Source organism: Sphaerisporangium siamense (genome assembly GCF_014205275.1).
GTDB classification, from domain to species: Bacteria; Actinomycetota; Actinomycetes; order Streptosporangiales; family Streptosporangiaceae; genus Sphaerisporangium; species Sphaerisporangium siamense.
In genome coordinates this window covers 4,632,623-4,655,949 of sequence record NZ_JACHND010000001.1, presented here as the reverse complement: position 1 = coordinate 4,655,949, position 23,327 = coordinate 4,632,623, and the positions used below count along the sequence as shown (strand labels likewise).

The 23,327-nt window shown below is 71.3% G+C and carries 19 protein-coding genes; 9 read left to right on the top strand and 10 right to left on the bottom strand.

Translation table 11 applies throughout. The features are described 5' to 3' along the window. Nucleotides 1–122: 122 nt before the first annotated feature. On the bottom strand, nt 123–1,121 hold the full coding sequence (locus tag BJ982_RS21575; protein WP_184882785.1) for a hypothetical protein: 999 nt from the start codon (nt 1,119–1,121) through the stop codon (nt 123–125). Between the two features lie 2 nt (nt 1,122–1,123). Further along, nucleotides 1,124–2,710 (bottom strand): tetratricopeptide repeat protein, encoded by a 1,587-nt coding sequence (locus tag BJ982_RS21570; RefSeq protein WP_184882783.1) that lies wholly within the window; start codon nt 2,708–2,710, stop codon nt 1,124–1,126. 514 nt (nt 2,711–3,224) lie between these two features. Here BJ982_RS21570 and BJ982_RS21565 point away from each other — a divergent pair. The 4 genes from BJ982_RS21565 to BJ982_RS21550 are packed head-to-tail and all read left to right on the top strand — an operon-like array spanning nt 3,225 to nt 8,603. Beyond that, on the top strand, nt 3,225–4,799 hold the full coding sequence (locus tag BJ982_RS21565) for an ABC transporter substrate-binding protein (RefSeq protein ID WP_184882781.1): 1,575 nt from the start codon (nt 3,225–3,227) through the stop codon (nt 4,797–4,799). Next, complete coding sequence (locus BJ982_RS21560; protein ID WP_184882779.1) at nt 4,796–5,812, top strand: ABC transporter permease; 1,017 nt, start codon at nt 4,796–4,798, stop codon at nt 5,810–5,812. Before BJ982_RS21565 ends, BJ982_RS21560 begins: the two co-directional genes overlap by 4 nt. Then, on the top strand, nt 5,809–7,797 hold the full coding sequence (locus BJ982_RS21555) for a dipeptide/oligopeptide/nickel ABC transporter permease/ATP-binding protein (RefSeq protein ID WP_184882777.1): 1,989 nt from the start codon (nt 5,809–5,811) through the stop codon (nt 7,795–7,797). Before BJ982_RS21560 ends, BJ982_RS21555 begins: the two co-directional genes overlap by 4 nt. Before the next feature lie 2 nt (nt 7,798–7,799). Further along, nucleotides 7,800–8,603, top strand: a complete 804-nt coding sequence (locus tag BJ982_RS21550; RefSeq protein ID WP_184882775.1) for an ATP-binding cassette domain-containing protein — start codon at nt 7,800–7,802, stop codon at nt 8,601–8,603. Here BJ982_RS21550 and BJ982_RS21545 read toward each other — a convergent pair. The 3 genes from BJ982_RS21545 to BJ982_RS21535 are packed head-to-tail and all read right to left on the bottom strand — an operon-like array spanning nt 8,573 to nt 11,331. After that, nucleotides 8,573–9,331, bottom strand: a complete 759-nt coding sequence (locus tag BJ982_RS21545; protein ID WP_184882773.1) for a class I SAM-dependent DNA methyltransferase — start codon at nt 9,329–9,331, stop codon at nt 8,573–8,575. The two genes, BJ982_RS21550 and BJ982_RS21545, sit on opposite strands and share 31 nt — an antisense overlap. Before the next feature lie 18 nt (nt 9,332–9,349). Continuing rightward, nucleotides 9,350–10,573, bottom strand: coding sequence for an ATP-grasp domain-containing protein (locus BJ982_RS21540; protein ID WP_184882771.1), 1,224 nt, complete (start codon nt 10,571–10,573; stop codon nt 9,350–9,352). Continuing rightward, nucleotides 10,570–11,331, bottom strand: coding sequence for a class I SAM-dependent methyltransferase (locus BJ982_RS21535; RefSeq protein WP_184882769.1), 762 nt, complete (start codon nt 11,329–11,331; stop codon nt 10,570–10,572). Before BJ982_RS21535 ends, BJ982_RS21540 begins: the two co-directional genes overlap by 4 nt. Nucleotides 11,332–11,754: 423 nt before the next feature. On the opposite strand from BJ982_RS21535, the gene BJ982_RS21530 reads away from it, so the two are divergent. Further along, nucleotides 11,755–12,759, top strand: a complete 1,005-nt coding sequence (locus BJ982_RS21530) for a pyridoxal-phosphate dependent enzyme (RefSeq protein ID WP_203958946.1) — start codon at nt 11,755–11,757, stop codon at nt 12,757–12,759. On the opposite strand, the gene BJ982_RS21525 is transcribed toward BJ982_RS21530, so the two are convergent. Both BJ982_RS21525 and BJ982_RS21520 read right to left on the bottom strand, forming a co-directional pair. Then, a complete protein-coding gene (locus BJ982_RS21525; protein WP_203958916.1) occupies nt 12,760–13,905 on the bottom strand; it encodes an MFS transporter in 1,146 nt (381 codons plus the stop codon). It abuts the gene before it with no gap. A 318-nt stretch (nt 13,906–14,223) separates the two neighbouring features. Further along, nucleotides 14,224–15,279: an enolase C-terminal domain-like protein gene (locus BJ982_RS21520; RefSeq protein ID WP_184882763.1), complete on the bottom strand. Its 1,056-nt coding sequence runs from the start codon at nt 15,277–15,279 to the stop codon at nt 14,224–14,226. A gap of 275 nt (nt 15,280–15,554) precedes the next feature. Here BJ982_RS21520 and BJ982_RS21515 point away from each other — a divergent pair, with 275 nt between their 5' ends. From BJ982_RS21515 to BJ982_RS21505, 3 genes are all read left to right on the top strand, one after another. Then, on the top strand, nt 15,555–16,109 hold the full coding sequence (locus BJ982_RS21515; RefSeq protein WP_184882761.1) for a hypothetical protein: 555 nt from the start codon (nt 15,555–15,557) through the stop codon (nt 16,107–16,109). Nucleotides 16,110–16,348: 239 nt separating this feature from the next. Continuing rightward, entirely contained in the window at nt 16,349–16,894 is a 546-nt protein-coding gene (locus tag BJ982_RS21510) for an MFS transporter (RefSeq protein WP_184882759.1), read from the top strand. A 123-nt stretch (nt 16,895–17,017) separates the two neighbouring features. Beyond that, the gene (locus BJ982_RS21505; protein ID WP_184882757.1) at nt 17,018–17,599 is read left to right on the top strand and encodes a sigma-70 family RNA polymerase sigma factor; all 582 of its coding nucleotides are present in this window, start codon (nt 17,018–17,020) and stop codon (nt 17,597–17,599) included. A 70-nt stretch (nt 17,600–17,669) separates the two neighbouring features. Here the strand turns inward: BJ982_RS21505 and BJ982_RS21500 are convergent, their stop codons facing one another. Together BJ982_RS21500 and BJ982_RS21495 are read right to left on the bottom strand one after the other, a co-directional pair. Further along, a complete protein-coding gene (locus tag BJ982_RS21500) occupies nt 17,670–19,919 on the bottom strand; it encodes a heavy metal translocating P-type ATPase (protein ID WP_184882755.1) in 2,250 nt (749 codons plus the stop codon). Between the two features lie 38 nt (nt 19,920–19,957). Beyond that, complete coding sequence (locus BJ982_RS21495) at nt 19,958–20,239, bottom strand: metal-sensitive transcriptional regulator (RefSeq protein WP_184882753.1); 282 nt, start codon at nt 20,237–20,239, stop codon at nt 19,958–19,960. A gap of 346 nt (nt 20,240–20,585) precedes the next feature. Here BJ982_RS21495 and BJ982_RS21490 point away from each other — a divergent pair, with 346 nt between their 5' ends. Continuing rightward, nucleotides 20,586–21,110, top strand: coding sequence for a DUF4396 domain-containing protein (locus BJ982_RS21490; RefSeq protein ID WP_184882751.1), 525 nt, complete (start codon nt 20,586–20,588; stop codon nt 21,108–21,110). Nucleotides 21,111–21,181: 71 nt separating this feature from the next. Here the strand turns inward: BJ982_RS21490 and BJ982_RS21485 are convergent, their stop codons facing one another. Next, complete coding sequence (locus BJ982_RS21485; RefSeq protein ID WP_203958917.1) at nt 21,182–23,197, bottom strand: ABC1 kinase family protein; 2,016 nt, start codon at nt 23,195–23,197, stop codon at nt 21,182–21,184. Nucleotides 23,198–23,327 lie beyond the last annotated feature (130 nt).

The window sequence follows — 23,327 nt, the reverse complement described above, 5'->3', positions numbered from 1 at the left end:
CGCGAGACGACCGACCCGCCCGCTTCGGCGTCGCCGACCTGGTCCACGACCTTGGCATCCCCGGCACGGCCGCCCGCATCGCCGCCCTACGGCGACGCGTTCCATCACCGTCGCTTCATGAACTACAGCGGTGGAGTCGGCTGGTCCCCGTACAGGGCGCGGTCGTCGGGACAGAGCTGAAGCCGATGCTGGGGAATGGGCGCATCTTGCGCAGTGGGGTAGTTGGCCGGGTCGAGGGCGAACAGGTAGCAGCCGAATTCGGGCCGAGGGGGGACGGTGAGGTCGAATGTGGCCTCTCCGTTCGCGTCTGTTTGCACTGGAACCGCGGTGCGGAAGGTGAAATCGGTGCTAGCGACGGATTTTGGGCGGTAGAGGCCTACGGTCTGTCGGCTGTTGGCTGGAACGCCGACCACACCCAGGCGAACGGCGGATCCTGGGTTGGGTAGGGGCCATTCCGGCATAGTGGTGATCAAGCGAGGGTGCTGCGCTCGTCGCATGTGGAACTCGCCTGTCGCCGTGATCTCGTCGAAGGAGAGGGTGATGCGGTATCTGCCCAGCAGTCGCCCCGTCAGCAGGCCGGACGAGCCCTCCAACCGGTATTCGCCCCACGGGAAGAGAACGAACTTCAGAAGACAATCCTTGAAGGTCGACTGGATCTTCTGGCCCGACGGCGTCTCGATGATCACCTTGCCAGATTTCGGTGATTCGGCCATGGCGTCGCTGGGCGGCATGTTCGTCAACTCCAGATGGACCGGCCAGCCGATTTCCGACATGTCACGATCCACGGGTTCCTTCGTCCATCGCTTACCCGGAAGGTTACCGTTGAATCCGGCAGTGACCCATTCGTTGTAGATCCTCACCCGCGCGGGCTTGTCGTCTGGATCGGAGCAGTAGAATCCGTCGCCACCCATATTCTGTGTCAGAAGCGCGGGCACACCGTTCTCCGGAGCTTCGTGCCGCGTGAATACATCGGCGGTGTCCGCGCCGATTTTGTAGGCGGGACTTTTATCGGCGGCCGTCGCCTGCGGCGTCGGCTTCGATGCGCTCTCCACCGGCGATGGCGGGGACTGGCACCCGGACAGGGCGAGGGCAAGGACAGCGGAGACGAGGATTCGGGACATCGTCAACACCTTACGGTTGCATTCAGGGGCGGCGCGGACAGGCTCGGACATTGGGCTTCGCCGAGTCTTTTCTGTAGATTTGCTTTGAAGTCGAGGAAAAGCTTTCTGCGTTCGCTGTCCAGAGCCAGCTGAGCGGCTCTGTCGAACTGGAGAATGGCCTGTCGGGTCTTCTCCCGCTGCGGCCCGCCGCCCTCGGCCGGTGAGTCGGCGAACGCCAGCAGGGCGTACGCCTCGCTGGCCAGCTCGCGCATCAGCAGGTTGCCGTCCATCCGGTACAGCTGGATGACGCTGGTGAGGGCTGTCCTCGCCTGTTGCCATTCATCGCTCAGGAGGGCCTGACTCCGGCAGACGTGGATCTGGCCGAGGCCGAAATCGGCCCGTGCCCGGGTCATCGGTGTCGCGAAACCGTTCGACAGGATTTTCTGGTAGAGCCGCTGGCTTTCGTCGAGCCCGGCGGCGTCGGGGCCGTCGCACTCCCGGAAGGACCGCCGGTAGACGAGCTGGGCGAGCCCGAGCTCGGCCCGTACGAACTCCGGGCGGTCGGCGAAGGCCTGCCGGTAGTGCCGTTCGGCGCCGACGAGATCGTCCTGGCGGATTTGGATATTTCCGAGCATCAGATGAGCGATGATTCGGACGGCCGCGCTTTTCCCGTCCGCTGCCCTGCGGAACGCTTCCCGGGCTCTTTCGTGATTCTGGTGCTCGTAATAGGCCAGACCGGGCACGAGTTCGGCGATGGCCGCCGCCGCCGCGAGTAGTTCGCCGCGCAGTTCGGCGGATGCCAGCGGGTCCAGCGGAAGCCGTCCCAGCACCCGGAGATCGTCGAGTTCCAGCTCGCCCGCCACTTCGGGCGCGTCACGCACGTGAGCGGGGGTGACGAAGAGCCGTGGCGAGACGATGGTCTCGTCGCCGTCGACTCGGACCACCGGCCAGATGAGGATGTGCGCGTTGAGCCGTGCCGCCACTTCGGACATGGCCCCGTCCGTGTCGAGCGAACGGTCCAACGTGACCGCGATCACCTCCGTGCGCAGGTCCGGATGGAGGGCGCGCAGCCGCTGCCGCAGTTCACCCGGAACCTCGTTGGCGAAATCCTGGAGCCGGTCACCGGGCGAAGACCGGACGACCGCGATGTTGAAATCCCCGCGCATCGGCCTCGGCCATTCCCGATCGGTGCCGACCATCCACCAGCCGACGCCGACAACGACCAGCACCAGCACCAGCACCAGCACCGCCGACATCGGCAGTGACCAGCGTCGCCGAAACCGCCGCTCATGAGCGGCACGCATCCTGACGAGCGCCCCGGCCCCGAAGCCGGCTCCGCCGTTGGCGTCGATGATCGAGTGATGCGTCGGACAGAGCAGAATGAGGTTCTCGTACGCATCCAGCCTGTCCTTGGGATAAGCGGGATCATGCCGAGGCCCCGCCGGACGGGCGGACCGGATGTGGGCCTCTTCCCCAACGACGGCCACCGTGATCGTGCCGGTGGCCGCGTCAACCCCATCAACCGTGAGCTCTTGCCGGCACCCCGGATAGGAGCAGATGTTCCGAGCGCGCGTCCAGAGCGTTTTACGGTCTTTGACGCTGATGGTCACGGGATCCTCGTCATCTGCCCGATCTTCGGCAGCACAGATTCTCGCATAGCAAGCCGCTATGGCGGCAAAAAAAGAAAGACATCCCTGATTGGCGCGTAACGTCCGTTTAGATCTGAACTGCCCTGATTATCCGAGGCGTGATTTGGTGAAACACTTGAGGATCCCAGCCAAGAAGGGTTGCCATGTTCCTCATAACGTTCGATGAGCCTGATGTCCTGATCGAGCAGTCTCGGACCGGACAACCCTTGCCCACGTGAATCTGGTCGACCCGATGATCTGTCGAGTCGCATAGGATTCCGCGATCATCGGCAGAGCCACGGCGGAGATCGCGGCCGGCTCTGCGCCGAAGTAGGCGTCCCCGGCAGGCCACATCTCCTGGCCCCCCACCGGGGACCTCGGTCGGGAAGCCGGGCGGCGGGAAAGTCGTGGGAACCAGGCGTGGTGTGGCACCGACTACTGATGCGGGTGCGTTCCCGTCACCCTGCACGCGCCGGCTACCGCCCCAGGAGAATCCGTGCCGCGACCACGTCCGCTCGTTGCCGCCCTCGTCGTGTCGATGACGTTCGCCGGCGCCTGTAGCTCGGGAACCGGTGGCACCGCCGCGTCCGGCGGCCCCGCCGCGTCCACGACGCTGCGCATCGGGTTGAGCGCGGAGTCGGGCGCCCTGGATCCGCATGGGTTCACCGGGAACTTCCTGCTGCTCGACGCCATCTACGAGCCGCTGGTCGGCTACGGCGAGGACGGCCGGCCGGAGCCGGCCCTGGCGGAGTCGTGGACCGTCGCCGAGGACGGCAAGAAGGTGACCTTCGACCTGCGTGACGGCGTTCGCTTCACCGACGGTTCACCGGTGGACGCCGCCGCCGTCAAGTGGAACTTCGAACGGTGGGTGGGCGACAAACGCTACTCGTTCTTCCGGGCGTCGAAGGTCATATCCTCCGTCGAGGCCCCGGACCCGGACACCGTCCTGCTGAACCTGTCCGAGCCGTACGCGCCTCTGTTACAGGAGATGTCGATCGTCCGTCCCGTCCGGCTTCTCAGCCCTAAGTCGGTCGCCGCCGACGGCGCCTTCAAGGACGCGGTGGGCACCGGAGCCTGGAAGCTCGTGTCCAGCGCCGCCACCGGCGCGGTGCTGGAACGCAACGAGACCTACTGGGGCGCGAAACCACGTCTGGAACGGCTTGAGTTCAAGGTCATCCCGGACTCGCAGGCACGCGTCGACGCGTTGACCAACGGTGAGATCGATCTGGTCGGCGGCGCGTATCTGGCCCCGATCGGTCCTGTGGAGGCGCGTTCGCTCGGCGAGCGCGGCGACGTCGAGCTCCTCACCGGCTCCCCCGATGTCTCGATCCTTCTCGGGTTCAATCCCAAGGGCCCGGCCGGTGACAAGGCGGTACGGCAGGCCGTCGTCAAGGCGATCGACACCGCGTCCCTGGCGCAGGCGCTGTTCCGGGGTCATGCGGAGCCGGCCCGGCGGGTGTTCCCGCCGGACGTGCCCGACTCCGGCACCGACCTGCGGCAGAGCTTCGACCAGGCCGGCGCCCGCGCGGTGCTGGACGCCGCCGGATACGCCCTCGACGGGAAGACCCGGGTCAAGGACGGAAAACCCCTGTCACTGCGGCTGCTCATCCCCGCGACCCCGGCCGAGGGGCAGCTCGATCCCCGGACCATGGCCGCGGCGATCGCCGCGGCCCTCGCGGAGGTGGGCATCGCCGTCGAGATCACTCCGGTCGACGCCGCCGCGTACTACGACGAACGCGCGGAAGGCGCCTACGACATCACGTTCTTCGAGACCCTCGGCGCGCCCTACGACCCCTCCAGCTCGATCGTGTCCCTGTTCACCAGCGGCGCACGCGCACCGCTCTGGGCGACGCCGGCCACCGAAGACCTCGTGGACAAGGCGCTGTTCGCCCGCGACCCGACCTCCCGGGCGGCGGCGTACCAGGAGCTCTACGACGCCGTGGCCGGCGACGCCGGGTTCGTGCCGCTGCTCTACCGGCCACGACTGTGGGCGGTCCGTGGCGATGTGAAGGGCTTCACGGTTCCCCCCACCGACGTCGACCTGGAACTGACCGGGGTCACCGTCGGATGAGAGCGCCGGGGCGGCTGCGCTCTGTCGGACGCCACGTCACGCGATGGGCCGCCGACACCGTCGGCGTGCTCATCGCGCTCTCCGCCGGCACCTTCGCGCTCGTCCTTCTGGCACGCGGTGACCCCGCGGCGATCCTGGCGGCGACCAGAGCCGGCAGGTCCGCGACACCCGAACAGATCGAGGCCGTCCGCACGGAACTGGGATTGGACGCTCCCGCCGCGGTGCGGTACCTGCGCTGGCTCGCCGGCGCGAGCACCGGCGACTTCGGGCTGTCACTGCGGACGAACACCCCCGTCGGACCGGAGATCGCCGACCGGCTGGGCGTGACGCTGGGGTTGGTGGCCGGCTCCGCCGTGGTGGCCCTCGTGGCGGGGGTGGCCGTCGGCGTCGCCGGAGCGGTGCTCGGGCGTGGCCTGCTGCGCGGGGTCCTGCGCGGTGGCGCCCTGCTGGCGACCTCGGTGCCGGCGTTCTGGCTGAGCTATCTGCTGGTGCTGGCGCTGGCCCTGCGCCTGAACCTGGTGCCGACGTCCGGGATGGCGGGTCCCGCGACGTGGGTGATGCCGGTGGCGGTGCTCGGCCTTCCGGCGGCCGGTGCCCTCAGCCGGGTGGTGGCCGTCACGCTGCGCGAGGCGCTCGACCGGCCGTACGTCCTCGCCGCGCGGGCCCGGGGCAGCGGACCGGTCTCGATCGTGCTCCGCGACGGCCTGCCCAACGCCGCGGGGCCGATCCTGTCCGTCGCCGGAGTCATGGTGGGCGGTCTGCTGGTGGGCACGGTCGTCGTGGAGCAGATCTTCGGCTGGCCCGGTCTCGGCGCCTATTTCGTCCACGCGGCCGCGGCCCGGGACGTCCCGGCGCTCCAGGCCGGCACGCTCATCTTGGGCGGGGGGTTCATTCTGGCGAACCGCCTCGCCGACGTTCTGCAGGCCCTCATCGACCCGCGGTCCCGCCGGGACGCCGGCAGGCGCGACCGGCCGAGCCGGCGGACGCCTCGGATCCGGGAGCGTGCGGCGTGACCCGGGGACGTCGCGCGTGGGGCGTTCCGGCGACGGCGCGTACCACGCTGGTCGCCCTTCCGCTGATCGTGTTCGTGGTCGCGGGGCTGCTGGCGCCCGTCCTCGCGCCGGCCGATCCAACGGCCAACGATCTCGCGGGCAGCCTGCTCCCGCCGTCGGCGGACCACTTGCTCGGCACCGATCAGCTCGGCCGGGACCAGCTCAGCCGGATCCTGTACGGTGCGCGCATCTCGCTCGCGGTGGCGGCGGCGGTCCTGGCGATCTCGCTGGCCGCCGGCGTCGTCGTCGGCACGGTCGCCGGTTACCTGGGCGGCCCGATCGACCGGGTGATCTCCCGGGTGATCGACATGGCCGTCTCCTTGCCCGGGATGCTCGTGGCGCTGGCGATCATCGGAGTTCGGGGTCCGGGTGTGGAGAACCTCGTCATCGCGATGCCCCTGTGGACGTGGGCGCCGTACGCCCGCATGGCGCGGGCGCGGGTCGCCGGGCTCCGGGGCGGTCCGCACCTGGACGCTCTGCGGCTGCTCGGCGCCGGGCCCGCGCGCGTCATCGGCCGGCATCTGCTTCCGCCCGCCCTCGCGCCGTGCCTTGTCTACGCCAGCACCGACGTCGGCACCATCGTGCTCGGCGTGGCCACGCTGAGCTTCCTCGGCCTCGGCATCCCCCCGCCGCACGCCGAATGGGGTCAGATGCTCATCGAGGGCCGCCCCTACCTGGCCTCCGCCTGGTGGCTGGCCTACCCGCCCGGTGTCGCGATCACGGCCGTCGTGTTCGCGAGCAATCTGCTCGGGGAGCGCCTGGCGGGCGGGGACGAGCGGCCCTCGATCCTGCGGTGGGTGCTCCCCGCGCTCCGGCCACGGCGTCCGATCGCCGCCCGCACGGCGCCCGCCGGGTCGTCGGCCACCCTGACCGCTCCGGCCGCCGCCACCGATGCCGCTCCGGCCGCCGCCACCGATGGCGACGCCGTGATACGCGCGCGGGACCTGTCGGTCTGCTATCCGCACGGCGGCGGGCGTCGTCGCGTCGTCGCCGGAGTCTCGTACGAGGTCCGGCGCGGACGTGTCCTGGCCATCGTCGGCGAGAGCGGCAGCGGCAAGACCACGGCGGCGCTGGCGCCCTTCGGCCTGCTGGACCCCGATGCGGTCGTCACGGGTTCGGTGACCCTGGGAGCCGGCGCCGGGGCCCGGGAACTGGTGGGTCTCCCTCCGCACGAGCGTCGCCGGGTCAACGGCCGCCGCGTGGGTGTGGTCTTCCAGGACAGCCTCGCCGCGCTCAATCCCCTGCGTACCGTCGGCGCGCACGTCGACGAGGCCGTCGGCAACGCGGGCCGGGGTGGACGGCGGGCCGTCACCCGCCGCGTCACCGAGGAGCTGCTGCGCCTGGCCGGTCTGCCCGACCCCGCCGCGATCGCCCGGGAGATGCCCCACCGGCTCTCCGGGGGAATGCGCCAGCGCGTGCAGATCGCCATCGCCCTCGCCGGCGAGCCGGAGGTGCTCGTCGCCGACGAACCGACCTCCGCGCTCGACGTGACCGTGCAGGCGCGCCTGCTCGACCTGCTGGGACGGCTACGTGACGAGCTGGCCATGGCCATGGTCCTGGTCAGCCACGACCTGGCGGTGGTCTCGCGGCTGGCCGACAGCGTGGCGGTCATGTACGCCGGACGTGTCGTGGAATCCGGGCCGCTCGCCACCGTGATCGAGAACCCCGACCACCCCTACACCCGTGGCCTGCTCGACGCCGTGCCGCGCCCCGGAGCGGCACCGGGCACCCGTTTCCGCACCATGCCGGGACGGTCGGCCGCCGGTCCCGACGACACCGGCGGCTGCGCGTTCGCCCCACGGTGCCCGATCGCCGTCGCGGCCTGCGCGCACGACCGGCCGGCCCTGGAGGCTCTGGCGTCCGCCGCGCACCGGTCGGCGTGTTCCCGTCATCCCGGCGGGACCGCGCTCCTCCCGGTGACGGCTCGTGAGCGGGATGGGCTCTGATCATGCTGGAGGTCGAAGGGCTCACCGCCGGCTACCTCGGTCCCCGGCACCCCGTGACCGTGGTCGAGGACGTCACCATGCGCGTCGACGCGGGCGAGATCGTCGGGCTGGTCGGCGAGTCGGGCTGCGGCAAGACGACGCTCGCGCGCGTCATCACCGGGCTCGCCCGGCCCAGCGCGGGCGTGGTGCGCTTCGCCGGGGTGGACGTGCACGCCCTCCGTGGCCGCGCGCTGCGGGCGCATCGGCGGCACGTCCAGATGGTGTTCCAGGACCCGTATCTCACCCTCAGTCCCCGGCAGACGGTACGGCAAGCCCTCGCCGAGCCGCTCCAGATCCACCGGATCGGCGACTCCCGGTCCCGGTCGGCGCGCGTGGACGAGCTGCTCGACCTCGTCGGGCTCGATGCCGAGGTGGGCGAGCGCCGCCCGCGGCGGCTGTCCGGGGGGCAGCGGCAGCGGGTGGCGATCGCCCGGGCGCTCGCCCTGGGGCCCCGCCTGCTCGTGTGCGACGAACCCGTCACCGCGCTCGACGTCTCGGTGCAGGCGAAGGTGCTCAACCTGCTGGGCGATCTACGGGACCGGCTCGGTCTGGCCTGCCTGTTCATCACCCACGATCTCGCCGTGGTCCGGCAGCTCACGGATCGGGTCGCGGTCATGCGCGACGGCCGTGTCGTCGAGCAGGGCCCGACCCTGGAGGTGACCACGTCCCCTCGTCACCCCTACACCCGGGCCCTGCTCGCGGCGACCCCCGCGATCCGCCTCGGACCGGCCGCCGGTCAGGCGACGGGCTCGGCCGGCTTCTCGTAGACGGTGACGTGGGCGCCGGTGCCGAGGTACGGTTCGCGGCGCCAGCCGCCCCAGCGGTGGCGAAGTCCCAGCCCGGCGAGGCGGGCCATCAAGTCGAGTTCGGACGGCCAGGCGTAGCGCATGGAGACGGGGGCCAGCCGGATCCCCTCGTCGGTGATGAGGATGTGCTGTCCTTCGAAACGCTGGCCGATCGGGTCGTGGCGGACCGCGACCAGGCGTACGTGGTCGCGGTCGACCCGGTGGGCGTCGACGCTCTGGTTGCGCTGGTAGCGGGCGAGGTCGGGCACCAGGCACTCCAGGACGAAGCGTCCGCCCGGGAGGAGGCGCCGGGCGACGTTGGCGAAGCAGCGCACCTGGTCCTCCTGGGTCAGGAGGAAGAAGAAGGTGGTGAAGACGACGAAGATCATGGCGAACCGGTCCGTGGTGTCCGGGTCGACGTCGACCATGTCGCCGATGGTGACGGGGATCCGCTCGCCACCGGGTTTGGCCCGCAGGCGGGCGACCATCGCCTCGGAGGCGTCGATGCCTCGCAGGTCGAATCCGTGCTCGGCCAGGGGGATGGTGACCCGGCCGGTCCCCACGGCGAGTTCGAGGACCGGGCCCGCCGGCCCTTCCTTGATCAGCTCGGCCAGGCGGCGCACGGCGTCGGCCGGGTCGAGGTCGGCGTGCCACTCGTCGTAGACGTCGGCGTTGCGCTCGCCATAGGTCTCGGGTCCGTACTCGCTCATGGGGCGCTCCTGTCCGGGTCAGTCCAGCGGTCGCATGTCGTGCGTGACGGTGCCGGCGGCGGCCAGCGAGTTGTACAGGCCCAGTTCGGCGGTGGCTCCCCCGGCCATCACGAGGGCGGTGCAGCCCCGCTGGTCGGCGAGGTGGACGATTCGGTCCCCGGCCTGGGCGGTCGGGAAGAACTCAGGGGAGCCGGGGAAGAGCGGCAGCCGTTCGGTGCCCCGCCAGCCGGCGAGCCGGCCCGAGGCCGGCGGGTGCAGGAAGGTCATGCCGTAACCCCGCCCAGAGGTCAGCGGCGCGTCCAGCAGCCGGGGTCTACGGCCCAGCGCGGCGTCGATGACGGCGGCGTACACGTTCACGCGCAGGGAGCGGCACATCATCTCCCCGATGACCGCGCCGGCGATCCGGCCGTTGATCTCCACGACCTCGGGACCGTCCGGGGTCTGGGCGAACTCGGTGTGGGCGACGCCGGAGGAGAACCCGACCGCGTCAAGGACCTCGCCGATCCAGGTCTCCAGGCGGTCCGACTCGCCCTTGGGGAACGTCACCGGGAAGGCGACGGCTTCCTCTCGCCGGACCGGCTCCGGGGTGTGGATGTGCACGCCGACGCCGAGCAACCTCGTGCGCCCCTGCCAGCCGACCGTCTCGGCACTGTAGACGGGGCCGGGGAAGTACGGCTCGGTCACGAGGTGAGCGCCCATCAGGGTGGCCTCCGTGACCTCGCGGGCGGCCCGGTCGCGCTCGTCGTCGTCGCGGATCAGCCAGACCGCGCGGGAGGACGTGCCCGCCGAGTCCTTCACGATCACGGGGTAGCCGATCGCCGAGACGGCTTCGATGACCGCTTCGGGCGTCGCCTTCACCCGGGTCGCGCCCGCCCGGCTCAGCCCTGCCCGGTGCAGCAGGGTGCGGACCTCGGCCTTGTCCCGCAGGACACGGGCGACGTCGAGGCCAAGGGTGGCCAGGCCGAACCGTCCGGCCAGTTCCGCCCCGGGGAGCATCCAGGTGTCGGTGGAGTTGACCAGCCCGGCCAGGTCGGGAATCCGTTCGAGGACCGCGGCGCAGGCGCGCACGTCGGTGGTGTCCACGTCGACCACGTCCAGGTCCTCTGGACGAAGGCGGCCGAGTTCGTACGAGTACGCCGACCGGTTGCCGGTGAGCAGGCACAGCCGGTGTCCGGCCTCGGCGGCGGCGTCCCGCAGGCGGGCGAGACCGAAAGTGAGCGCCTCCAGGAGCACGATGGTCACGGCCGGGTCTCCTCGGCTCCCAGCGGACGGGTCGCCCGCACGACCAGCCGCTTGGCGTTGTCGTCGTAGGGCTCCCCGGCGAAGCCCCCGAAGCAGAGGATGTCGGTGAATCCGGCGGCGGCCAGCATGGAGCGGATCTCGGCGGCGCTGTAGACGAACTGCTCGAAGAACCCGTGCCGGGCGGTGTCCCCCCGCACGAGGGTCCAGTCACTGCGGAACCGGGTCCAGTCGTCCAGGATGGTGTCCCGCATGAACAGGGCACCTCCGTCGACCTCGACCACCTTCGGGGTGCCGGCCCACCGGGCGAAGATCTCCTTGCTGAACAGGTCCATCAGCAGCCGCCCGCCGGGCACCAGGCTCTGCCACGCGTTGCGAAGTACGCGCTGGTTCTGCGCCGGGTCGGGGAAGTACCCGAATGAGGTGTACATGCTGATGATCAGGTCGTAGTAGTTCGGTTCGACGAACTCCCGCATGTCGGCGCGGACCAGGCGGACCGTCAGACCGGCCGTCCTGGCCGCCTCCCGGGCGCGGTCCAGCATCACCGCGCTGAGGTCCACGCCCGTGACCTGGGCGCCCCGCTCGGCGAGAGGCACGGCATAGGTGCCCGGGCCGCAGCCCAGGTCGAGCACCGTGGTTCCGGGCGGCAGGTCCAGCAGCGGGGAGGACGCCACCCACCTCCGTGCCTGTACCAGGCGTTCCGGCGCGAACAACACCCCGGAGAAGTCCGCCCAGAACGTGTCGTCCTCGAACCAGTCCACCGGCAGCTCCGACTCCTGTGACGACCTACGCACCACAGGTCGCGCGGCGGCGCGAAAAAGTTCCCCCCAGCGCAGAGAAACCGCGCCCGACGCGATTACCGGACACCCAACGAACTACCCCATCACCTCACCATCCGCCTATAGCGCCCGCCAGCGGCGATTCCTAGATCTTTTCCATAGATCCGGAACTAACCCCACCGCCAGGGCGACCACCTAGGGGCCAAGGAAGCCGGAGCCTTGACCCTCTCGCCGAGAACGTGACCGTCCTCCCCCCCGTCTGGCGGGGACACCGCGCCGACGTTCCCGTCGGCCAGGAAGGCGCGTCATCGTGCGTCCACCGCCACGGCCCACCCCGACCCGATCGAGCACGCCGAGGAGCGATCCGCCATGCCGTCCATGGGCACATCGACGAGCACGCCGCTGCTGCACTCCCATGTCACCGACGCCGTCAAGGCTCCGAGCCTCATCCGCCTGTCGGAGAACATGGTCCTCGCCCGCTTCGAGACCCTGAAGATCTACGCCGCTCTCGGGGCGGTACAGGCGCTGCTGAAAGCGGGAACCGTACGCCCGGGTGACACCCTTGTCGACAGCTCCAGCGGCATCTACGCACTCGCCCTCGCCATGGTCTGCCACCGCTACGGACTGCGCTGCCACATCGTCGCGTCGACCACGGTGACCCCGGCCATCCGGTCGCAACTGGAGATCCTCGGCGCCACCGTGGACCAGATGCCCCCTGAGGAGAACCTGCGGCTCGATCAGCACCGGAGGGTGGCCCGGGTCCAGGAACTCCTGGGAAGCGACCCCGGCATGCACTGGATGCGCCAGTACCACGACCCGGTGCACTGTCACGGGTACGCCGAGATGGCGGCGCTGGTGCGGACGGCCCTCCCCGACGCCTCTCTCACGCTGGTCGCCGGCGTCGGCACGGGCGCGTCGAGCGCCGGCCTGATCCGGCCGATGCGGGAGGAGGATCCCTCGGCCCGGCTGGTCGGGATCCAGCCCTTCGGCAGCGTGAGCTTCGGCAGCGAACGGTTCTCGGACCCGGAGGCCATCATCGCCGGCATCGGCAGCGCCATCCCCTTCGACAACGTCCGCCACGAGCTCTACGACCGGATCCACTGGATGACCTTCCACCACGCCATGGCCGGCACGATCGCGCTGATGCGCGCGCACGCCGTCTTCGCCGGGCTCTCCACCGGCGCGGCATACCTCGCCGCGCGGTGGGAGGCCCGGCGTCATCCGGAGCGGGTGCACCTGGTGGTCGGAGCCGACACCGGGCACCGCTACGTCGAGCAGGTCTTCACCCGCCACCGTGAGGCCACGGACGCGGGCACGCTCGCGCCTACCGAGATCACTTCCCTCGATGAGCTGGCCCCACCGTGGTCGGCCATGTCCTGGGCGCGACGCGGGTCCGCGGGCCCGCGCTGATCAGGTGGACGACTCGGGCGCGGGGCCACGCCGGCCCGCCCACCGTCTCCCCGCCGACATGAGCACCGGGTAAAGGACGCACTGCGCGGCCACGACCAGCCAGAACCCCGGGAGGTACCCGCCGCGCTCGAACAGCCCGTACACGGTGCCCCCGACCACGCCGCTGAGGAAGGAGCCGACGCCGATGGCCAGCCGCTGCTGGCCGAAGACCACGGTCGCCGACCGTCTCGACCTGGCCAGCGCTTCGAGGTCGTTCTTGAGGAACAGCACCGCGCTGCCGACGCTGATCGCGGCGACCCCGGCCATGATCGTGAGACCGTTCCCGCCGGCGAAGGCGACCATCCCCGCCGCCAGGCAGCCGAACCCGATCGCCATCGCGGCCGGATAGCCCATCCGCTCGACCCGCTGTGCCACCAGTGGCTGAACGAGCACCAGGATGAGGGAATATCCCATCATGGCCACGCCGAAGATCAGGGTGTCCACCCGGCCCTGGGCGTAGCTGGAAAGGTACTGGTAGAACTGCATGTGCACGCAGAAGGTCAGGGCGGTGACCACGAAAGGCGGCACCGCCAGGCCATGCAGCATCCGCCGGAACGGCTCCACCGCCGGGGCGTCCTCGGCGCGCCGCTCCCGGCGCAGGAAGACGTGCCCGACCGCCACGCCGGTGTAGACGGCCGTGACGACGGCGAACATCTCGCCCGGACGCTGGATGAGCAGAGCGCCCACCACCGGCCCGAGCGCGATGCCGAGGTTCCCGGCGGCGTTCCCCGCGGACACCAGCCGGGGCCGCTGCTCGCTGCCGGCGCCGTGAACCAGGTAGCTGCGGTACGCCGGCGAATAGAGTGACCCGCCCCCGGAGATGAGGAGCAGGCCCGCGATGGTGAGCGCCGGGATGCCCTCTCCCGCGAGGAAGGCCCCGCCGCCGAGACTGTACAAGACCAAGGCGACGACCAGGGATCGCTGCAATCCCACCCGCTCGGCCACCGCCGCGGTGACCGGTGCGCCGGCGAACTGCACCAGGGTCGCCAGCCCGAGCACCACGCCGACCTGCGCCATCCTCATGTCCATCCGCTCACGGAGCAGCACGGCCATGTACGGATAGACCGAGAACGAACCGACGTTGACCAGGAAGCCGCCCACCAGCACCGCGAGGCGAGCACCCGTCAGGGTGCGACCACGCGGGGTCCCTCGTCGGCCGACGCGCACCCCCGACCGGGACGGAGCCGGCGTCGCCATCAGCCGGCCGAGCCGCGGTGAGCGGCCGAGGCCGCCCGAGCGAGCCGATCCGATACCTCATACCAGTCCACCCGCGACCTCCCCGTCCGATCTCGTCCGCGACGACCGGGCCCACGCTCGCCGAGGAGACCCTATGGCGACACCGTGCCGGCCGGCGAAGAGTCGGTCGTCCGGAGAGCCGGGAAAGTTCCTGGGCCCGTGACGAGATCGGCCTCCGCGCGGGATGGGTCAGATTCGCGCGGCCGATCCGGACCCGAGGGCCGAGTCGTCTTCCCGGGACACGACCCCGAGACCGGGGGCGTCCCCGAGGACGATCCGCCCGCGGTCGAGTCCCAGTCCCCGGAAGGGCGGGTCGCGCAAGAGGAACTGGCTGTCGAGATCTATCCGGTCGGCCAGGGGCGCCAGCAGCGCCGCCTGACTCAGTGCCAGCTCGGACTCGCAGTTGCAGCTGAGCATCACCGACAGGCCGAGCCGCCGTGCGGTCTCCATCACCCTGCGGGTGGCCCGGACGCCCCCTGACTTGGCCAGTTTGACCACGACGCCGTCGGCGAGCCCTCGCGCGGAGTGGACACTGGCCACGTCGGTGCAGCCCTCGTCCAGGAAGACCGGCAGCCGGTCCGGCAGCTCCTGGTAACGGCGGTAGGCGTCGACCGCTTCCGCGGGAAAAGGCTGCTCGATGAGCTGGATGTCGAGGCCGCGCAGGTGCGGGGTCAGCTCTCGGGCCGTATCGAAATCCCACGCCTCATTGGCGTCGATCCGGACCGGAAGGGCGGTCACTTCCCGGACGGCGATCAGCCGATCGAGATCGTCGGCGCCGCGCACCTTCATTTTCAGCGCGCCCACGGGCGGAGCGTTCACCACCGCCGCCAGGGTCTCCTCCAGGCCGGCGATCCCGATCGTGTACCCCGTCGGCTCCGTCAGGGTGCGAGGCACGCCGAGCATCCGCCAGGTCGGCTGCCCGGCGGACCGGCCGAGCCAGTCACGCACCGCGCCGTCGAGGGCCATCCGGGCGCCCACCGGCGCCTCCCACCCCGCTATCCGGTCAAGGACCTTCCCGGGATCGGACAGGCCGGGTCCGAGTATTCTCTCGCCCTGCGCCGCGACCGCGTCGATGACCTCGTCCAGGGTCTCGCCGTGTGCCCAGGCGGGCGTCCCCTCCCCGTGACCGGCCACGCCATCGTGAACGATGGTCGCGATACAGGTGTCGGTCGAGTCGTAGGCGAGGCGTGAGCTCCGGAACACCGAGAGCAGGCGCAAGGTCATACGACGAACGCGTACCTCCATGGGAGCGAGGATGTCACGACCTGGATGAGCGATCCACGGCGGATCGTGGACCGTTCGCCGGGAACTCTCCGGCGATCACGTCCGACTAGTGAAGCAACGCTGGGGAGCGACGAGGACGGCCATGATGGAGAACACAGGGGTGACGCCCGCGTTCCCCGTCATGGCCGCCACGACGGCGCCCGATCCGTGTTCCGGGCGCCGGTTGATCAGGGCCGTGGTCGTGCCGTCCGCCCGGGGACTTCTCAGCGCTGCGGACGGCTGACAGTATGTCGGTTGTGTCCGCAGAGGAGCCGCTGCTGCGCCTGGCACGGGCCGCCGTGTTCGCGACGGTGTGCCTCTTCCTTTCCACGGCAGGGCACGCCTTCGCCGGAGGCGGCGGCGTCGACCCCGCGGTTCTGCTCGCCGGGCTCGCCGGCACCATGGGGCTGGCATACGCGATCAACGGACGTGAGCGCGAGCCCGAGGTGGTGCTCGCCGCGTCGGCCGTGGCCCAGATCTCGCTCCACGAAGTATTCGGCTGGACCACTCATTCCGTGCCGACCGCTCTCGGGACCGAGCACGGTCACCGCACCTTCGGCATGACGCTGGCCCACCTCATGGTCGCCATGGCGTCGGGATGGTGGCTGTACCGGGGCGAACAGGCGGCGTGGCTCATGCTGCGCCTGTGGGCCACGGCTCCGTTCCCCGTGCTCCGATGGCTGTTCACCACGGCCGGCCGGACCACCCCGCCCGCCCCGCCCGCCGTGCCCGTCTCGTTCCCTCAGCCCCGGCCCGCGTGGACCGTCCCGGCCGCGATCCACCGGCGCGGACCCCCGGCGATCATCGGCTGAGCCTTAAGGCCGGCCGATCACCGTGAGCAGGCACCACGCGTCTTCGCGCGGCGCCGGTCCGGTCATGCCCGGCAGTCGTCCGGGATCTTTCCCCTGGAGTCCGTGTTGGCTTCTCCGTCGCACTTATCCGGCTTATCGGGTTCATCCGGTTCACCCGTCGCACTGATCACCACGCCGGCTCACGCGCCGCCACGTCGCGTCTCCGGCCCGCGTACCGTCCACGAGCGTCTTTTCGCGCCGTGACCGCCGGGCTGACGTTGCGCCTGGCCCGCGCCGTGGCCTTCGCCGTGGTCTGCCTCGGGCTGAGCGCCGTCGGGCACCTGGCCGGCGGAGGCACCGTCTCCCCGCGCACCGCGGTACTGGGCGCGGTCGTCGCGCTGGCGGCGGCACTGCCGGCGACCGGCCGCGAAAGAGGCACCGGGGCGGTGCTCGCGCTGCTGACCGGAGCGCAGGCGGCGCTGCACGTGCTGTTCTCCACCGCACCGCTTCTGCCTCCTCTGGCCGAGGCGACCGGCCACACGCACGCGAAGCTGGTCCCCGACCTCGGAATGGCGCTGACGCACGGGTGGGCCATCGTGATGACCGCCTTGTGGCTGTCACGCGGCGAGGCCGCTCTCTGGGCGATGCTGCGCCGCCTCGCCGTCCGTCTCCTGACCATGCCGCTCGCGGATCCGCCCGTTTCACCGCGCGACCGCCGGATCCCCGTCTCCACGCCGTCGTCCCTCCGCTCCGCCGCGCTCCGGCACGTGGTGATCGGACGTGCCCCTCCGTCGCAGGCCGCCTGACACCTTCCGCGGCAAGCCGCTCTCCTCACCGTGCCCTCCGGACCGAGCCGGACCCGCCCGGCCGCCGTCCCGCGCCCGAACGCGCCCGGAGCGCACTCCCCACGACGGTAAGGAACGATCACCATGACTTCTGCCGGCACCCGGCACCGCACCCCCGACGAGGACCGGCGCCTGACGGTCCTCGCCCTGGCCGCGCGCGAAGGAGGCCCCGCCGACATCGAGGCCTTCACCCGCGAGATCTATCCGGATGTCCAGCGGTTCACCACCTACCTGACCGACCCCCAATCGGCCGAGGACCTCACCCAGGAGTCGTTCGTGCGCATCTTGGGCAGCCTGCCCGGGTTCGCCGGACGTTCCTCCGCCCGCACCTGGCTCCTGTCCATCGTCCGCCGGGTCGTCATCGACCGCTTCCGCATGGCGGCGGCGCGCCCGGTCATCGCCGACGTCCCCGACTGGCAGTTCGCCGCCGAACGACGCCAGCCGCGCGGCCTGCCCGGCGCGGATGACGGCGTGGCGCTCGCCGACCTGCTGGACAAGGTTCCCGGCGACCGGCGCGCGGCCTTCGTCCTCACCCAACTCCTCGGCCTCCCCTACTCCGAGGCGGCGGAACTGATCGGCTGCCCGGTCGGCACCGTACGCTCCCGGGTGGCCCGGGCCCGCGACCAGCTTCTCACCTCACTGACAGAGGCCGAGAAGGCCGCCTGACCGGATGCCCGCCGGGCCGGGCCACCGTGCCCCGGCCCGGCGGGCATCGTCCGCGCGTCCGCCGTGTCGTTCAGGTGAAGCGGCGCAGGCGCAGGCTGTTGGTCACCACGAAGACCGACGAGAAGGCCATGGCGGCGCCGGCGATCATCGGGTTGAGGAGGCCCGCGGCCGCCAAGGGCAGGGCGGCGACGTTGTAGGCGAAGGCCCAGAACAGGTTGCCCTTGATGGTGGCGAGAGTGCGGCGGGACAGGCGGATGGCGTCCGCGGCCACCCGCAGGTCGCCGCGCACCAGGGTCAGGTCGGACGCCTCGATGGCGGCGTCGGTGCCGGTTCCCATGGCCAGGCCCAGGTCGGCCTGAGCGAGCGCGGCGGCGTCGTTGACGCCGTCCCCCACCATCGCGACCGTACGGCCCTCGGACTGCAGGCGCTTGACGACGTCGACCTTGTCCGCGGGGAGCACCTCGGCGATGACCTCCTCGATGCCGACCTCGGCGGCCACCGTGCGGGCGACCGCCTCGTTGTCGCCGGTCAGCAGGACGGGCGTGAGGCCGAGGGCCCGCAGGTCCCGTACGGCCTGCCCGCTGGTGGCTTTGACGGTGTCGGCGACGACCAGGACCGCGCGGGCCCGGCCGTCCCATCCCACGGCGACGGCGGTACGGCCGGCCGCCTCGGCGGCGTGGGCGGCGCGCTCCAGGTCGGCCGGAAGACGCTGGGACCACTCCTCCAGCAGCCGCCGGCGGCCGACCAGCACGGCGTGCCCGTCGACGATTCCCTGGACGCCGAGCCCTTCGATATTGGCGAACTCCTCCGGCGCGGGCAGCCGGCCCGTCCGCTCCGCCGCGCTCCGTGCGACGGCCTGGGCGATGGGGTGTTCGGAGGCGTGCTCCAGCGCGCCGGCGAGGCGGAGCACCTCGGTCTCGTCCTCGCCCTCGGCCACGTGGATCTCGGCCAGCGACATCTTGCCCTCGGTCACGGTGCCGGTCTTGTCCAGGACGACCGTGTCGACCGCCCGCGTGGATTCCAGCACCTCGGGACCCTTGATGAGGATGCCGAGCTGGGCGCCCCTGCCGGTGCCGACGAGCAGGGCCGTGGGCGTCGCGAGGCCGAGGGCGCACGGGCAGGCGATGATCAGCACGGCGACCGCCGCGGTGAAGGCGGCCGCGGGGCCGGCGCCGGCGCCCAGCCAGAATCCGAGCGTGCCGAGCGCGAGCGCGATCACGACAGGGACGAACACCCCCGAGATGCGGTCGGCGAGCCTCTGCACTGCGGCCTTGCCGGTCTGCGCCTCCTCCACCAGCCTGGCCATCTGCGCGAGCTGCGTGTCGGACCCGACGCGGGTGGCGCGCACGACCAGCCGCCCGCCCGCGTTGACGGTCGCGCCGGTCACCGCGTCACCGGGGCCGACCTCCACCGGGACCGACTCGCCGGTCAGCATCGAGGCGTCCACCGCCGAGGAGCCCTCCTCGACCACGCCGTCGGTCGCGATCTTCTCCCCCGGCCTGACGACGAACCGGTCGCCGGCCACCAGTTGATCGCTGGGGACGCGCACCTCCGCGCCGCCGCGCAGCACGGCGACGTCCTTGGCGCCCAGTTCCAGCAGCGCCCGCAGCGCGGCGCCCGCCCGGCGCTTGGAGCGGGCCTCGAAGTAGCGGCCCGCCAGGATGAACGCCGTCACGCCCGCGGCGGCCTCCAGGTAGATGTTGCCCGAGCCGTCGGTGCGCTCGATGGTGAACGCGAACGGGTGGGTCATGCCCGGCATGCCCGCCCGGCCGAGGAACAGCGCCCACAACGACCAGCCGAGCGCGGCGATCGTGCCCAGCGAGACCAGGGTGTCCATGGTGGCGGCGCCGTGGCGCAGGTTCGTCCAGGCGGCCTTGTGGAACGGCCATCCCGCGTACACCACGACGGGTGCGGCGAGGGTGAGCGACAGCCACTGCCAGTTGGAGAACTGCAGCGCCGGGATCATGGCCATCGCGATGACCGGGACCGACAGGACGACGGCCGTGATGAGCCGCTGCCGCAGGGGAGCCGGCTCGTCGGTGCTCTCGGTCTGCGGCTCGCCCTCCCGGGCGGGCGGAGCGGGCAGTTCGGCGGTGTACCCGGCCTTCTCCACCTCGGCGACCAACGCCTGCGGATCCAGGCCCTCAGGGAAGCTGACCTTGGCCTTCTCGGTCGCGTAGTTGACGGTCGCCGTCACGCCGTCGAGTTTGTTGAGCTTGCGTTCGATGCGGTTGGCACACGACGCGCAGGTCATGCCGCCGATCGAGAGCTCGACCGACCCGCCGGCGCCCGGCGGCCTTTCATCGGTGAACGAGGACATTCTTTCCCTCCTCTGGTGATCGGGGCATTTCAACGATCTCAGGAGCGCACGAGGCGCTCTATGGCGTCGGACGCCTCTTTGACCTTGAGCGCGGCCTCGTCGCCTCCCTTGGCGGTGGCGTCCGCGACGCAGTGCGCCAGGTGCTCTTCCAACAGGGCGAGCGCGAAGGATCGAAGGGCGCTCGTGCTCGCCGAGACCTGTGTGAGGACGTCGATGCAGTACTTGTCCTCTTCGACCATCCGCTGCAGGCCGCGCACCTGACCTTCGATCCTGCGCAGCCGCCGCATATGGTCCTGCTTGGTACCGCTGTATCCCGCCATCTCGCGGCCTCCCCCCGTTGACGTTCTATGTAGGGAACACCATACCCCTATAAGGTATTCCGGGAAGTTCGCTGGTGGGCGCGCATGAGTACGCGCCCACCGCCCGATCGCCTAGGACGCGGCCTCGGCGAACTCGTCACCGGCCTTCTCGTCGGCGTCGGCGACGGCGACCGGCTCCGGGGTCCGGTCCTCGGTGCCACAAGCACACGCAGTGCACATGATGTCCCTTTCATTTACCTACTGGGGGTATCGCTCGGCGGTACGCTACCATACCCCCTAGGGGTGTGAAGAGAAGCATCTCGGGCAGACCCGGTCACATCGACCGGCTAGGAAAGGCAGACACGTCATGGACCACTCCGCGCACGTTCACCACGAAAGCCCCGGACACGGAACCGAGGGGCACGGGGGGCACGGCGAGCGCCACGGAAGCGGCGCCAGGACCTCGTGGCGGACGGCCGCCCAGGCGACGTTGCACTGCCTGACGGGCTGCGCCATCGGCGAGGTGCTCGGCATGGTGATCGGCACCGCGGCCGGCCTGCACAATGCCGCCACGGTGGTGATCTCGATCGCGCTGGCCTTCGTCTTCGGCTACGCGCTCACCGTCCGCGGGGTCCTTCGTGCGAACGTGCCGCTGCGGCAGGCCCTGAAGGTCGCGATCGCGGCCGACACCGTGTCCATCGCCGTGATGGAGATCATCGACAACACCGTCATGGTGGCCGTGCCCGGCGCCATGGACGCGGGACTCGGCACCGTCCTGTTCTGGGCCGCGCTCGCCTTCTCCCTGGCGCTCGCGTTCACGGTGACCCTGCCGGTCAACCGCTGGCTGATCGGCCGCGGCAAGGGCCATGCCGTGGTCCACGCCTACCACTGATCACCGCGAGAACAGGGGCGACCGGCCTCTCGTCGTCCCGGTCCGCCGGCCAGGGAGCCCTGTAGCGGCGGTCACGGATCGCGGCGGAAGATCAGGACGAGGACGCGCAGGGCCAGGACGGCGGCGACGACCAGGAGGTTGTAGGCGAAGAGCTGGTAGAGGGTGACCGCGCCGGTCACCTTCGGCCCCGACTCGACGCCGAGCAGCAGGACGGCCATCAGGCCCGTGGTGGCGGCCAGGACGGTCAGCAGCACCTGGTGGAGCATCCCGGTGACGTGCCGCCGGTCGCGCTCGTCGGCGAGCAGCCGGACGTTGACGGTGAGCCTGCCCTGCTCGGCCGCGCCGACGATCCGCTCCACGCGGCGGGGCAGCCTGCGCAGCATGGGCAGCAGGGCCGCGAGCTCGTCGGTGGCGGCCTTCCTCATCGCCGCGGGGTCGCGCCGCTCGGCGAAGTGCCGGGCGGCGAACGCCCGCGCCTCGCCGATCAGGTCGAAGCCGGGGGCCAGCCCGGTGAGCGTCCCCTCGACGGTGGCGAGCGTCCGGAAGACGGCCGCCACCTCGGGCGGGACGGCCAGGCCGTGGCCGGACACGATCCGGAACAGGTCGGTGAACATCCGGACGCCGCCCGCCGGGCCGTGGTTCATGTGGCGGGCCATGAAGCGCCCCAGCTCGCGTTCCAGGCGCGGCTCGTCGATCTCGCCGGGGCGCGGGACGACCTCCAGCAACGCGTCGGACACGCCGAGGGGGTCGCCGCGATCCATCGCAAGCAGCAGCCGCTGGAGGGAGGCCCGCAGGGAGGCGTCGAGCCGTCCCACCGACCCGAAGTCCAGCAGGCCGAGCCGGCCGTCGGTCAGCAGCATGATGTTGCCCGGATGGGGGTCGGCGTGGAAGACGCCGTCCAGCATGATCTGCCGGAGCAGCGCGTCCAGCAGCGTCCGGGCCAGCTCGGCGCGGCCGGCGTCCGCGGGGGTCGTCTCCGGCCTGCCCGGCGGCCGACCGGCGGGCTCCCCTGACGCGGCGTGGGCGCGGGAGGGGGCCGGGTCCTCGCCGAGGGGGGTGCCGTCCAGGCGTTCCATGACGAGCACCCGTCGCCCGCAGAGCGGGGCGTGGACGGCGGGCACGCGCACCGCCGTGCCGGCCGAGACCGCCGCCACCGCCGTCATGTTGGCCGTCTCGATGCGGAAGTCCAGCTCCTCGCGCAGCGCGTCGGCGAACCCGCGCACCAGGTCGCGCACCCCGAGGGCGCGCCCCCACCGCGTGCGGACCTCCAGCGAGCCGGCCAGCCTGGCCATGATGTCGAGGTCGCGTTCCACGACGTCGGCGATGCCGGGACGCTGCACCTTGACCACCACCCGTTCGCCCGAGCGCAGCCGCGCCGCGTAGACCTGGGCGATCGACGCCGAGGCGAGCGGACGGCGGTCGAACTCCGCGAAGACCTCCTCGACGGGGCCGGGCAGCTCGGCGGCGAGCACGCTCTCGACCTCGTCCCAGGGCGCGGGCGCCGCCCTGTCCCGCAGCAGGGTCAGCTCGTCGATGAACTCGGGTGAGAGCAGGTCGGGGCGGGTGGAGAGGATCTGGCCGAGCTTGACGAAGGTGACGCCCGCGTCGTCCAGGGCGCCGCGCAGCGACCGGGCGAGCCGCGCCCGCCCGGAGGGGGCCTCGACGTCCGGGCGCCGGCCGCGCAGGTACGGGCCGAGGCCGTGGCGGACCAGGACGCGCACGATGGCGAAGTAGCGGCGCGACCGCACGACCCTGCCGCGCAGCGACCGGGCCAGCTCGATGGGGCCCGGCACGGACCCGGTGGGCACCAGGGCCTCGGCGATGGCGAGGAACGTCATGGCCGCGAGCAGCGCGCAGGCGATGGCGAGGATCAGGAACCACAGCGGCGTGATGCCGGGGCTTCCCAGCGGGACGGACCCGGCGAGCGCCTGGGCGAGCGGCCCGGCCAGCAGGTAGGCGAGCGCCCCGGCCAGGAAGGCCCGCACCAGGCCGAACCGCAGGTCGAGCAGCCGCCTGGCGACCAGCGAGAACAGGCCGATCAGGACGAGGATCGCGACGACGATGACGATCGTCGCCACGAAGTCCACAGACGTCCCTCCCCCGGGAACTCCGGTGACGGCCTCCACCGTCGCTGCGCCGACCCTATCGCGCTACTTATCGGGATTTTGGGGATATGCATGTCGCCGGAGGGTGACGCCCGGAGCGGGGTTCCGGGCG

Bases quoted from the DNA above. Each gene is read 5' to 3' on its own strand.
- BJ982_RS21560 (WP_184882779.1), top strand. From the start codon at position 4,796: ATGAGAGCGCCGGGGCGGCTGCGCTCTGTCGGACGCCACGTCACGCGA.
- BJ982_RS21550 (WP_184882775.1), top strand. From the start codon at position 7,800: ATGCTGGAGGTCGAAGGGCTCACCGCCGGCTACCTCGGTCCCCGGCAC.
- BJ982_RS21505 (WP_184882757.1), top strand. From the start codon at position 17,018: ATGACTTCTGCCGGCACCCGGCACCGCACCCCCGACGAGGACCGGCGC.
- BJ982_RS21520 (WP_184882763.1), bottom strand. From the start codon at position 15,279: ATGGAGGTACGCGTTCGTCGTATGACCTTGCGCCTGCTCTCGGTGTTC.
- BJ982_RS21495 (WP_184882753.1), bottom strand. From the start codon at position 20,239: ATGGCGGGATACAGCGGTACCAAGCAGGACCATATGCGGCGGCTGCGC.
- BJ982_RS21490 (WP_184882751.1), top strand. From the start codon at position 20,586: ATGGACCACTCCGCGCACGTTCACCACGAAAGCCCCGGACACGGAACC.
- BJ982_RS21575 (WP_184882785.1), bottom strand. From the start codon at position 1,121: ATGTCCCGAATCCTCGTCTCCGCTGTCCTTGCCCTCGCCCTGTCCGGG.
- BJ982_RS21500 (WP_184882755.1), bottom strand. From the start codon at position 19,919: ATGTCCTCGTTCACCGATGAAAGGCCGCCGGGCGCCGGCGGGTCGGTC.
- BJ982_RS21545 (WP_184882773.1), bottom strand. From the start codon at position 9,331: ATGAGCGAGTACGGACCCGAGACCTATGGCGAGCGCAACGCCGACGTC.